The organism is Streptomyces sp. SID3343 (assembly GCF_009865215.1).
Taxonomy (GTDB): domain Bacteria; phylum Actinomycetota; class Actinomycetes; order Streptomycetales; family Streptomycetaceae; genus Embleya.
The window spans coordinates 1-11,410 of sequence record NZ_WWJX01001205.1; the positions used below are offsets into that span (position 1 = coordinate 1).

An 11,410-nucleotide genomic window follows, 5' to 3' on the forward strand; every position below is an offset into this window, starting at 1 on the left:
GTCCAAGGCCGCAGGGGCGGGGTGAAGCCCCGTGGTCTACGGCACGGCCCACGACACGGCACTTGGGCAAGTCGCCGGGTCCCGTTGCCCGTTCGGGCCGTTCGGGTTGCTCGGGTCGTTCGGGTTGCTCGTGGTCGCGGCGAGATAGCCGAGGACACGGCCGTCCGGCGTGCGCATGCAGTCGTACTCGCCCTTGTCGTGGTCGACGGAGTCCCAGATCAACGTGCCCGACGTGTCGTAACCGCGGACACGGGCGTCGCCGGTCGGTTCGGGCTCGCCGGCCCGGCTCGCCGACATCGTGCCGTACCAGATGCCACCCGCCATGAGTACGTCCCGTTCACCGAGACCATGGTCCACGGTGACGCGAGTGACCGCGCCGGTGTACCGGCCCCAGTCCGCGAAGGTCCAGCGGCCCTGCTTCGAGTCGCTTTCGCCGCCTTCGATCTCGATGGGGCCGGGCATCCAAGCGGTGTCGTCCTTCGGCCCGTGGAGGGGCGAGGGGAGCGAGTCGGGCCCCGCGTCCCCACTGCATGAAACGATGCGGGCGCGATCGTCGACCGCGACGGCGAAGTACAGGTCGGGCCGACCCGGCCTCGGTGTCCGCACCGCCAGGTACGGCCGGAAGGTCGCGGCCAACGCGGTCTGCGCCCGGCCTTCGGCGTTGGGCACGGTCAGTACGCAGCGATACACGAAGTCACGCGCGAGGGCCTCGGGCAACTCGCGCCCCGCGGGCACCGCGACCATGGTCGCGGGCAACGTGAACGGCTTCGCCGTCGGAGCCGGCGTCGCGCTGACGGGCGGGGGTGTGGGCGCATTCGACGCCTCTGCCGGGGGCGCGTGGTGGGATCGCGTGTCGCCGTCGGGCAGGGCCACCGCGATGCCGGTCACGAGCGCAGCCACCGACGCGGCGGCGAGGAGCGGGAGTCGGAAGCGCGCGACGACCCCGCGACGACGCGCCCCGGGCTGTGCGCGAACGTCGTCGAAGCGGTCGAGCCCGTTGATGCCGATCAAGCCGTTCACGTCGTTCAAGCCGCCCGAACCGACCAGGTCGTTCGAGCCGTTCGAGCCGTCCGAACCGACCAAGCCATTCGAGCCGTTCGAACCGTTCGAGCCATCAGATCCGTCCAAGTTGTCGAGGTTGTCCGCGTCATCGAGCAGGGCCAGCAACTCCGCCCGTCGCACGGCGTGTTCGCGCAGGTCGCGGTCGGCGGGCGGGCGGTTGGGGATCGTCACGACGCCTCCTTGGTAATCGGGGACCGACGATCGGCCGCCGCGTCCGAGCGGGTGTCGTCGGCGGTCTGCCCCACAACCACGAGGCCGCGCAGCCGGGCGCGAGCCCGGTGCAACCGGGACTTGACCGTGCCGACCGCGACGCCGAGCGCGGCTGCGGCGGCCTGGTGGTCGAGGCCGCTCCAGACGCACAGTTCGAGGACTTCGCGATCGCGCTCCGGGAGTTCGGCCACCGCACGGAGCAGGGCCGCCATCGCGCGTTCGTCGTCGAGACGCGCGGCGACGTCGTCGGCGTGATCGGGACTCGGCGCGGGGGCGGGCAGCCGCGCCCGTAGCGCCTGATAGCGCTGCAACGCCCGCCCACTGTTGGCGGCGAGGTTGCGGGCGACGCCGAGCAGCCACGGCAACGCGCTGTCGTGGTGGAGGACGACCTCCGATCGGATACGCCACGCGTGCAGGAACACGGCCGAGGTCAGGTCCTCGGCGTCCGCCCACGACGCGGTGCGCCTGAACAGGAAGTTGTGGACCGCACGCGCATGTCTGTCGAACAGGTCGCCGAACGCGGATCGTTCGCCCCGACAGGCCCTGTCCCACAACTCGCGGTCGGTCTCGGTGGGAGTGTTCACGCTCTTATGTGTGCACGGCCGTGCCCCGGGTTCCCGCCGCCGCGAAGGCTACTTCCGGCGAGACGCCTGCCGAACGGCTGCCGGACCGCCCCCTGACGGCTGCCGGACGGCCACCCGACGGAAGTCGGCGGAGCCGTTCGAAACCGTTCGCCGCCGATGGTGCGTCGGTGCGTCGGCGCGTCGACGCCGTGGCTCGGGCGCCCTCAGGAACGATTCGCGCCGTACGGCGGGTAGGCGGCCGGAGGCGCACCCGGCGGCGGGACGGCCGCGGATTGGTAGCCGTACGGCACCGAGGGAGGCGAGGGTGGCGAGGGAGGCGAAGCCCGGAAGAGCGTACGGACCGTGCCGCCGGCGGCGACGAAGGCCACAACGATGCCGACCAGCCAGCCCGCGAGCAGCCCGTAGCCACCGCCGCTCGCGAGCGCGTCGACGACCCCGGCCGTGGACCGGCCCCCGGACCCGACGGCGAACTTGCCGCCGGAGCTGTCGGCAAGGCCCCGGACGACCACGAAGTGGCCCGCACCGCCGGCGACCAGGTAGGCCGTGAACATGTACGCCGCGCCGCCCAGCACGAGCGAGAACCACCCGGAGATGAACGGGTTGAAGCCGTTGCGTCGGGACGCGACCCGCAGGACGAGTGCGACCGTCACGAGCAGCGCCGCGACGCCGAGCAGGCAGCCCGCCACGTACGCGCTTTCCACGTCGGAGAACACACCGCTCTTGTCGATCACCCAGTGCGGCATGCTCAATCGGGCGAGGACGGCCTCGGCGCCCTCGTCGTCGGGGGCCCGCGTCAACAGGTCCTCCGACAACCACTGGTTGCCGAACGCCCCGACCAGGAGCAGGGTGGTGGCGGTGCCGGCCACGACGACGCGTCTCGACACGCCGCCTCCGGAGTAACCCGAGTTCATACGGCAGCATGCTAGTGAACCGGGCCGACGGGGCGTCCTCCGTCCGACCTTCGGCTGATCCCCGGTCGGCGGCCCCCGGAATTTCGCCGGGCCTACAGCTTCTCGCCGGTGAGGGCGCGGTACTCCTTGCCGAGGCGGGCGACCAAGGGGTGGTCGACGGGCAGGTCGTGGTCGCCGATGCGGCGGATCGGGCGTACACCGATCGCGGTGTTGGTCGCGAACGCGGCCTGTACCGCCCCGACTTCGTCGATGCGGACCGGCTCCTCGGTCGACGGGTGGAGGTGCTTGAGGAGGTCGGCGGTGACACCTCGAAGGCACGGCGCGTCGGGCCACACCACCCGATCGTCGACGACGAACCCCACGTTCCACGTGCCGCCTTCGCAGACGCGACCGTCCGGCTCGACGAACAGGGCGTCGTCGAAACCGGCGAGAAGTGCCGCGCGCCGCTGCCGGAGCTGACCGAACAGGCCGAGGTGTTTCACGTACGGCACGTCGCGCCGGTAGACGACGGGCCGCACACTCAGCGGCGGCATCGGCATCGCCCCGGCCGCGCGCGTGGTCACCAGGATGTGCGGCGTGGCCCTCGCCTGCGGGTTGGCGAGGCCGATCGCCGGGTCGAACACGGTGATCCGGACGACGAACGCACCGGTGCGCCCGGCGGCGGCACGGCGGGTGTACGCCAGGACCCGATCGGGGTCGAGGTCGGCGTCGAACACGACGCGACAGTCCCGGACGAGGCGCCGCATGTGCAGGTCGAGCCCGCGTACCCGGCCGTCGTCGACGCGCATGCTCGTGAAGTGCCCGATGTTCGAAAGGGCGAGAGCTGCGAGGTCGTCGGGGTCGGCCGGCGCGCCGTTGATTTCCACCCGACGAGTCTGGCAGAACCCACGCACCCGGCTTCCGTACGGTGGCCGCTCGCGCCTGCGGCACGCGGTACCCGACCTGCGCACTCCGAGCTTGTATCAAGTTGCGCTTATATACGTCACGAGTAATACTTCTCGTGTGGACGTCTTCGAAGCTGTCGCGGAGCCCAGCCGGCGGGCGTTGCTGGATGTACTGGCCGAGGGCGAACGCTCCGCAGGCGAGTTGGTCGCGACGCTGCCGGGGTTGACCCAGCCCGCGGTGTCACGACACCTACGCGTGTTGCGGGAAGTCGGCCTGGTCGACGTCCGGCAGGACGGACAGCGCCGGATCTACGCGCTGCGGGCCGACGGGCTGGCCGAGATCGACGAGTGGATCGGTCGCCACCGCCGCTACTGGACACGGCATCTGGACGCCTTGGAGCAGCACTTGGCAACACGAGACGAGGCGCGGCACGAGGCGACTCGGCACGTGGCGCCGCAAGACGAGTCAACCCGGCACGAGGCGACACCGCACGTGGCACCCAGGCAGTCGGAACCGGAGGAAACGTCGTGAACGACCGTTACGGACGCCTGGTGCTGGACGGCGAGCAGGCCGCGCTCGTCTTCGTCCGGCGCCTGCCGTACCCGATCGAAGACGTGTGGTCGGCCATCGCCGATCCGGACCGCCGCGCGTCCTGGTTCGGCGAAACCGTCCTCGAGGGCCGCGTCGGCGGCGTCATCGACATGGTGCCCTCGGGGCCGCGTACATCGGTCGACCGCAAGCGGATGACCGGCCGGATCCTGGTGTGGGACCCACCGCACGTACTGGAACACGAGTGGCGGCAGGCCGTCGCCGAGGACGGCGTGGTCCGGTACGAGCTGGCCCGCGACGGGGACGGCACCGTGCTCACGTTCAGCCACCGCGGTTTGGGCGTCCCGACCGCGAAGGGCTTCGGCCCCGGCACGCACGCCTTCCTCGACCGACTCGAATCCCACCTCGCCGGGGCGATCCCGCCCGACTGGACCGAGCGCTACCGCGAGGTCGCGCGCGGGTATCCGGCCCGGTCCTGAGTCGGCACCCGCGCAGTCCTGCCCCTCACCCATCGCCTTGTCCTCTGCCGAATACTCACCCCACGCGACCCCGTCGCCGCCCCCACGGCAACGGCCGTCACAACGAACGGGAGCATCATCATGAACCGACCCAACGTGGTCGTCGCCCACCACTCGGGGTGGGGCCACACGGCCACCCTCGCCGAGGCCGTGGCCGACGGCGCGCGACAGGCCCACGCCGCGGCCACCGTACTGGCGGTCGACGACCTCACCGCGGCGCAGTGGGACCTGCTCGACGACGCGGACGCGATCGTCTTCGGCAGCCCCACCTACATGGGCAATGTGTCGGCGGGATTCCAGACGTTCGCCGAGGCCACCTCGAAGCGCCTGACGCGCGGCGCATGGCAGGACAAGGTCGCTGCCGGCTTCACGAACTCCGGTGCCAAGAGCGGCGACAAGCTGCACGCGCTGACCTCGCTCGTGGTGTTCGCCGCCCAGCACCACATGCACTGGGTCAACCTCGGGCTCGGCCCGGGCTGGAACAGTTCGACAGCGAGCGAGAACGACCCGAACCGCCTCGGCTTCTGGCTCGGCGCGGGCACCCAGACCGACGTCGACGCGTCGGCCGAGCACGTCCACACGTCCGATCTGCTCACGTGCCGACACCTCGGCAGTCGGGTGGCCCACGTGACGGCCCAACTTCTGGCCGGCCGCAGGGTGGACGAGGCGGCGTAGCCACGCGCGGCCGGGCCAACGGCGGCAGACCGCTCCGAGCCGAAGAGCCGAGACGGGAGCGGCCGCAGGCCGAACCGAAGGCCGCGCGCAAGGCGAGGGCAAACGCCTGCGGCGCGTACCCCGGAATCCATCTTTCCGGTGGAACGCACCGCAGGTCCCGCTCCGTCCGCGGGGGAGGGCCCTTTCATCGCCCGGCCCCGACGTGGATGGCCGGCGCCGTCCTATCGCTCGACGTCGATGCCGACCTCCGCCTTCGCGTCGAGCGGAGCGGCGAGGACCTCGGCCTCGGGCACCGGAGCGAGAACGGAAGCGGAAACGGGAGCGGGAGCGGCACCGGGAGCGGTCACGCCGTCCGTACCCGCCAACGCGTCCGCCGAACTCATCGAGGATTTACCCCTCGGCATCAGGAACACCGCCGACAGCAGCCCCGCGAACCCGAAGCACGCCGCCGCCAGGAACGCATCGTGATTCGCCGCGGCCTGGGCGTCCCGGATCAGGATGTGGTCGCCGCCCGCCGCGGCCAGGTCGCCGGCGATCCCGTGATAGGCGATGGTCGCGACGATGGCGAGGCCGAGCGCGCCACCCGCTTCCTGGCTGGTGTTGATCAGACCGGCGCCCAAACCCGCCTCCTCGTCGGTGATCCCGACGAAGGCGGCGATCTGGAGCGTCACGAAACACATGCCACACCCCAAGCCCAGAGCCAGGAACGCGGGCAGGAGGTCGACGACGTAGCTGCCGTCGGCCGGTGCCCGCCACATGAGCAACAGGCCGGCGATGGTCAGGGCCAGCCCGGCGATGAGTACGGGGCGCGCCGCGACCTTGGTGATCAGGCCCGAGGCAACCCCCGCGCCGACCGCGACCGCGACGGCGAGGGGCACATAGGCGAAGCCGGCCTTGGTCGGCGAGTATCCGTAGACCTGCTGCATGAACAGGCTCGCGAAGAAGAACAGCGCACCGAAGGTGCCGAAGACCAGCACCGCGGACAGGTTCGCGGTCCGCATCGTCTTCAGGCGGAAGACCCGCAGCGGCATCATCGGCGAAGCGACGCGCGACTCGATCACCAGAAAGGCCGCCGCGAGCACGGCCACGCCGACCAGGCTCCCGATGGTGCGGAAGGTCGCCCAGCCCACGTTGCCGGACTCGCCGAGCGTGAAGATCAGCAGAAGCAGCGCGGCCGTGAGCGTCGCGGCTCCCGCCGCGTCGAAAGGACGGCGGCGTTCCGTGGCCAGGCTCTCGGGCACGATCCGCGGCGCGAGCAGCGCGGCGCCGAGGCCGATCGGGACATTGATCCAGAAAATCCACTCCCAGCCGGGCCCGTCGGCGAGCAGGCCACCGAGGATGACGCCGACGATCGACGCCACGCCGGACAGCGAACCCCAGATGCCGAGGGCCTTGTTGCGTTCGGCGCCTTCGGCGAAGGTGTTGGTCAGGATCGACAGCGCGGCCGGGGCGATGAGCGACGACCCGAGCCCCTGGAAGCCGCGGGCGGTGATCAGCATCGTCCCGTTCTGCGCGAGGCCCGAGGCGAGGGAGGCCATCGCGAACACGACGAAACCGGCTTGCAGCATCCGACGACGACCGAACGTATCGGCGAGCCGTCCGCCGAGAAGAAGGAATCCGCCCAACACGGTCGCGTAGGCCGTGACGATGTAGTTCAGGCTGACGTCGGACATGTCGAGGCCGGACTGAATGGACGGCAGCGCGAGGTTCACGATCGACACGTCGATGAAGACCATGAACTGGCCGAGGCAGAGAAAGGCCAGGATCGCGCCGGCGCCCGCCCCTACCCGGCGGCCCGAAGTACCGGACCGTTCGGGCGGGTTGGTCGCTGCGGTCGCGTCTGCGGAAGATGGCATGGCGAAGCTCCTCGGCTGGGCGGAATCGGGTGCGGTGGTGGCGGCTCCCGGAAGTCGGGAGCGGCGGCGCGGTCGTCGACCGCGACGTTGCGGCTACTGCTGCGGCGCGGGAGGACGGCGCGCGACGGCGGCACGGGAGAACTGCCGGCTGGGTGCGTGGTGGTGTGGGCGCGTGGTGGTGTGGGTGGTGGCGAGGCCGGCGGTGTCGGAGCGGGCGACGCCGGGGGGCCGGGAGAGTCGGGAAGGTCGGGAGGGCCGCGAGGGCCGGGACTGGGGCGCCGCGCTCTCGGACGTTGTTCGGTCGCTGTGGTTCCGGTCAGGGTTCGACGGGCATCCGCCGCTTCTTCGGCTTCCTCGGCTTCTTCGTTTGCTGCGTCACCGCACTGACGGATTGCGACGAGAAGATGTGACGGATGCGGGAGAGAAGTTTCCGGGCCCGGCCACCACTGCTTCGAAAGCCACTGGTAGATCCGCGCGGGGGCGGGGCGGGAAGTGGCGTGGCGGGGCGGGAGATGCGTGGCCCCGGCCCCGGCCCTGCCTGACTCCGGGCCCCGGCACGACACTGGCACGACACTGGACCGATCCCAACGGACCGTGGCACCACGAACAGCGGCCCCGCCCACGCTCGGACGGGACCGCTGCGCTGCCGATCCCGGTTCAGGCCGAGTCACCGCCGGCCACGGCCCCGCTCAGTCGACCCGGCAAACCGTCTGCCCATCGGCTTTCCGCAGTCCGCCATCGGCCCACAACCAACGTCCCCGGTTCGGAGCGCCACCGCGTCCAGGATCGAAAGCAGCGGCTCCTCCTCCTACAGCAGATGAGCCCCCGACTTCCCCGTCGGCCGCCCGCTCCTCCCCGCTACCAACACGCGGTCCGCATCGGGAGAGCCGCCGCCCTCAAGTCGTCGAGGAGGGCCGCGAACCTCTCGTACTCCCGGCCCAACCGGCCCATGGTCGGCGCGAGTTCGAGGCGACGTCCGGCCACCGACCTGTACATCCCGACGTCCTAGCCGGTGTGGTGGTGGTTCAGCCCCTGACAGGGGGTCAGGCAGTACATCCGCAACTGCGTGCCGAGAGTCCAGGGCCGGCAGCGGCGTTCTCCGCTCGGATCAAGGCGAGTTCACGGCGAAACGCATCGTGGATCGCCTTGAGCTCCGCGCCCCACGCAGGCGTGTTCGGCTTGGGCGGTCCGCCCCCGATCGCCCGCAGCGCGACGACGGGGAGCAGCGCGCCGTGCCGGCCTCATACCGGCCCACCGCAACACGTCACAGGCGGCGCTCGACGCCCGTTCACGACATCCGCCGCGCCGGAGGGCAACACCACGGCAGACCGCGCCGTTTCGGCCAATCCCGCCCAACGTCCAGCCAAGGCCGTAAGCGTTGGCCTTGGCGCGCCCGAGGTCCCACGCCTCGGTACCGGCGCCCTGTCGAACGAAGGGCAGCCGCCCGAGAGAAGTGCGGGCGGCCTCGACCGGCCGATGGCATGTCTGCCCGGGTCTCGCGTCCCTTGGCCAAGTCGCCGCTACCGGGCCGACTCGGCGGCGGCCCGCCCTCAGTCCAGCAGCGCCGCGTCCACCGCCTTGGTGTCCCAGTAGAACGGGCGGATCTCACTGATCAGGCCGTCTCGTACGGTGATCATCTGCATCACCCAGGTCTCCAACACCCGCCCGGTGGCGCGCGCCGTCAACCGCCCGCGGTTGAGGATCGCGGCCGTCTCGCCCTCGACCACGAACCGCTGGTCCAGGAACTCCAGTTCCCGCCATGCCTCCCCCATCGCGGCCATGAAGTCCTCGATCCCGGCGGGCCCGTGTCGAGGGCCTCCGTAGGGCAATCCGGGCGCCTGGTACATCACCACATCCGGAGCCAGACAAGCCGCGAGGTCGCCGAAGTCCGCCCGCCCCCGACCGCCGCCGGCGATGTAGGCGGCCTCGGCCGCGAAGAACCGCTCCAATACCGATCGAGCGTCGGACGCGGTGTGGGCCGTGACAGCCGACCCGGGATCGGACGCCGTGTCGGCCGCGGCATTGGACTCGGCATCGGACACGCGGGGCCTGGAACCTTCGGTTTCGGTACTCACGGCCCAACCCTGGCGCCCTCGCCGCCGATCCGCCGGCGGCAATCGGCCGTCGCGCTCCCCGGTTGCCGACGGCCCCCTCCCGGGCTCCTCCCCCGGCGGTCGCCGCGTTCCGCCTCAACGGCCGCCACGGGCGTGATCACCCAGGAGCACGCACCCACGGCACCGGGCAGGCTCACCCACATGCACCACGCACGGCCCCGGTCGCCGCGTGACCGCCTCCGGAACGCCCGGCACGTCGCCCTCGGTCCACGCCTGGCGCGTCGGCCCCTGATCCGTCTCCGGGCGTTCCCGCCGCTGCGGGAGAGAGTACGGACACGGCCCATCCGAGCCGAGACCGCCGGCGGCACCCGCCGACCGACCCACGTATTCTGCCTCCATGCGCTCCGACCTGCCCGAATGCCGATGCATCACGTGCCACGACTACGGCGACCGCGCCGACTGGGACCACATGGACCAGTGGACGGTCGACACCATCCGCGACCGGGGTTGGGGCGTGGTGATGGTGCCGGCCGACGAGGACGGGCCGGGCTTCGCGTACACGATCGGGCTGTTCCACACGCACCGCGTCCCCGAGTTGGTGATGTTCGGCCTGGACGTCACCGTCATGCAGACGCTGCTCAACAGCCTCGGCGACCTGATCGCGGTCGGCGAGCGGTTCGTGGCCGACGAGGAGCGCGAAGGCGTGATCGAGCGCTACCCGTTGGCCTTTCGGGATGTCGACCTGGGCTGGTACCGGACCTTCTTCGGCCGGGCGATCGAGTACTACCGTCAGCCGCCGTTCCCGATCCTGCAGGTCTTCTGGCCGGACCGCGGCGGCAACTTCCTGTGGCAGGACGACAGCGACGAGCGCCACCGCGACTCCCAACCCCGCCTGTGGCTCACTCCCGAGAAACACCCGACGGGGATCTGGACGGCATCGGTCATCTGACATCCGACCGCCGGCTGCCGTTCGCCGACCGCCGGTCGCGTCCCCGCCGCCCCGCCCGGCCCGGGTGAAACCGGCGGGCGGTCGGTCGGTCGACCGACCGGTGAGGAAACTTCCGCCGGCACCGATGAGTTCTTCCCGGGGCGTCCGTCTACCTCTTCGAAGCCTCCAAGCAGCGCGCACCACGCACGCACACGCATCACCCCCCCACGCGGCGCGGCAGGCACCAGGGAGCGGGTAACGCCCGCAGTACGAAGGAGAAGACGACGATGGTGACCGAGACCTACACGACCGCGAACCCGGGATACCGCTACACCCTCACCCGCGAACTGGACGCGCCGCCCGCGAAGGTGTGGGCGATGTGGACCGAGCCCGAGCACTTCGCGGTCTGGTTCAACGCCGCCCCCGACAGTGTCCACCTCGACGTCCGCCCCGGCGGCACGTGGCGCGCGATCCTGATCACTCCCGACGGCGCCGAGTACCCGCTCAGCGGCTCGTACGGCGACGTCGTGGTCAACCGTCACCTGGTCACCCTCATGAACGTCCCGGGTCGGCGAGAGCCCGCCGCGGTGGACCTGCGCCTGCACGATCTCGGCGCCCGCACCCGCCTCGACCTGAGCCAGGTCACCGACACCGCCGAGGAATCCGACGAGGCCAGGCAGGGCAGCGAGATGCTGTTGGCCGCCTTCGTGAGCCACGTCGCCTCGCAGAGCTGAGCACGACCCGACGCACGACGAGGGGCGCCGGCCCGGCAGCGAACATCCACTGCCCGGCGCCCGCCGTCGAGCCGGGAGCTTGCCGGGCGTGCGCGAGCCCGAACCGCTCCCCGATCCGAACGCCGTGACGCGTTGGACGCACGAGCGGTGGATCCCCGACGCGCAATCGCGCGGACACGTCGTCACGGACGTCGTACCGTCCGGATTCCCGGCGTGTGTACGGCTGTTCACCAGCTGGTGTGCCGCCGCCCGGCCGCCGTCGCGGTCGAGTAGGGCCGCTTCCGCGGCGTCGAGGGCCTCGAACACCTCGTCGTGCCGGGCCACTACGGTCTGGAGCGATGGGACGCCCGGACCGACCGGGTCACCGCCCCCGAGCCGCCCAGCGGTGTGCACGAGGTGCGGCTCGCGCTTCCGGGCCTGCTCCGGTCGCTCGGCGCGTGGGAC

The 11,410-nt window shown here is 71.3% G+C and carries 12 protein-coding genes and 1 pseudogene; 6 read left to right on the plus strand and 7 right to left on the minus strand.

What is annotated here, in order from left to right; all coding sequences use genetic code 11:
- Positions 1-36 precede the first annotated feature (36 nt).
- From GT354_RS37975 to GT354_RS37990, 4 genes are all read right to left on the minus strand, one after another.
- Positions 37-1,233 carry a hypothetical protein gene (locus tag GT354_RS37975; RefSeq protein ID WP_161360936.1) on the minus strand — a complete coding sequence of 399 codons (1,197 nt, stop codon included), beginning with the start codon at positions 1,231-1,233 and terminating at the stop codon, positions 37-39.
- Positions 1,230-1,856 carry an RNA polymerase sigma factor gene (locus GT354_RS37980; RefSeq protein WP_161360937.1) on the minus strand — a complete coding sequence of 209 codons (627 nt, stop codon included), beginning with the start codon at positions 1,854-1,856 and terminating at the stop codon, positions 1,230-1,232. The genes GT354_RS37975 and GT354_RS37980 overlap by 4 nt, the downstream gene beginning before the upstream one ends.
- A gap of 203 nt (positions 1,857-2,059) precedes the next feature.
- The gene (locus GT354_RS37985) at positions 2,060-2,740 is read right to left on the minus strand and encodes a hypothetical protein (protein ID WP_161360938.1); all 681 of its coding nucleotides are present in this window, start codon (positions 2,738-2,740) and stop codon (positions 2,060-2,062) included.
- A 119-nt stretch (positions 2,741-2,859) separates the two neighbouring features.
- Complete coding sequence (locus GT354_RS37990) at positions 2,860-3,633, minus strand: aminotransferase class IV family protein (protein WP_161360939.1); 774 nt, start codon at positions 3,631-3,633, stop codon at positions 2,860-2,862.
- 136 nt (positions 3,634-3,769) lie between these two features.
- Between GT354_RS37990 and GT354_RS37995 the strand changes: the two genes are divergently transcribed.
- The 3 genes from GT354_RS37995 to GT354_RS38005 all read left to right on the plus strand — a co-directional run bounded on the left by GT354_RS37995 (position 3,770) and on the right by GT354_RS38005 (position 5,394).
- Positions 3,770-4,183 (plus strand): metalloregulator ArsR/SmtB family transcription factor, encoded by a 414-nt coding sequence (locus GT354_RS37995; RefSeq protein ID WP_161360940.1) that lies wholly within the window; start codon positions 3,770-3,772, stop codon positions 4,181-4,183.
- On the plus strand, positions 4,180-4,680 hold the full coding sequence (locus tag GT354_RS38000) for an SRPBCC family protein (RefSeq protein ID WP_161360941.1): 501 nt from the start codon (positions 4,180-4,182) through the stop codon (positions 4,678-4,680). Before GT354_RS37995 ends, GT354_RS38000 begins: the two co-directional genes overlap by 4 nt.
- Positions 4,681-4,800: 120 nt before the next feature.
- Positions 4,801-5,394 carry a flavodoxin family protein gene (locus tag GT354_RS38005; RefSeq protein WP_161360942.1) on the plus strand — a complete coding sequence of 198 codons (594 nt, stop codon included), beginning with the start codon at positions 4,801-4,803 and terminating at the stop codon, positions 5,392-5,394.
- A 221-nt stretch (positions 5,395-5,615) separates the two neighbouring features.
- On the opposite strand, the gene GT354_RS38010 is transcribed toward GT354_RS38005, so the two are convergent.
- The 3 genes from GT354_RS38010 to GT354_RS38020 all read right to left on the minus strand — a co-directional run bounded on the left by GT354_RS38010 (position 5,616) and on the right by GT354_RS38020 (position 9,292).
- Positions 5,616-7,250, minus strand: a complete 1,635-nt coding sequence (locus GT354_RS38010; RefSeq protein WP_161360943.1) for an MFS transporter — start codon at positions 7,248-7,250, stop codon at positions 5,616-5,618.
- A gap of 858 nt (positions 7,251-8,108) precedes the next feature.
- Positions 8,109-8,246, minus strand: a complete 138-nt coding sequence (locus GT354_RS38015) for a hypothetical protein (protein ID WP_161360944.1) — start codon at positions 8,244-8,246, stop codon at positions 8,109-8,111.
- Between the two features lie 554 nt (positions 8,247-8,800).
- Complete coding sequence (locus tag GT354_RS38020) at positions 8,801-9,292, minus strand: nuclear transport factor 2 family protein (RefSeq protein ID WP_346012357.1); 492 nt, start codon at positions 9,290-9,292, stop codon at positions 8,801-8,803.
- 409 nt (positions 9,293-9,701) lie between these two features.
- On the opposite strand from GT354_RS38020, the gene GT354_RS38025 reads away from it, so the two are divergent.
- The 3 genes and pseudogenes from GT354_RS38025 to GT354_RS54970 form a co-directional block, all read left to right on the plus strand.
- Positions 9,702-10,253 carry a DUF4262 domain-containing protein gene (locus tag GT354_RS38025; protein ID WP_237535856.1) on the plus strand — a complete coding sequence of 184 codons (552 nt, stop codon included), beginning with the start codon at positions 9,702-9,704 and terminating at the stop codon, positions 10,251-10,253.
- A gap of 266 nt (positions 10,254-10,519) precedes the next feature.
- On the plus strand, positions 10,520-10,966 hold the full coding sequence (locus GT354_RS38030) for an SRPBCC domain-containing protein (protein WP_161360945.1): 447 nt from the start codon (positions 10,520-10,522) through the stop codon (positions 10,964-10,966).
- Positions 10,967-11,200: 234 nt separating this feature from the next.
- Positions 11,201-11,410, plus strand: a pseudogene (locus tag GT354_RS54970) (trehalose-phosphatase); the annotation flags it as partial.

What these genes read in the sequence shown, in the direction of transcription:
- GT354_RS38030 (WP_161360945.1), top strand. Translation starts at nt 10,520, where the DNA reads ATGGTGACCGAGACCTACACGACCGCGAACCCGGGATACCGCTACACC.
- GT354_RS38025 (WP_237535856.1), top strand. Translation starts at nt 9,702, where the DNA reads ATGCGCTCCGACCTGCCCGAATGCCGATGCATCACGTGCCACGACTAC.
- GT354_RS38010 (WP_161360943.1), bottom strand. Translation starts at nt 7,250, where the DNA reads ATGCCATCTTCCGCAGACGCGACCGCAGCGACCAACCCGCCCGAACGG.
- GT354_RS38015 (WP_161360944.1), bottom strand. Translation starts at nt 8,246, where the DNA reads ATGTACAGGTCGGTGGCCGGACGTCGCCTCGAACTCGCGCCGACCATG.
- GT354_RS38005 (WP_161360942.1), top strand. Translation starts at nt 4,801, where the DNA reads ATGAACCGACCCAACGTGGTCGTCGCCCACCACTCGGGGTGGGGCCAC.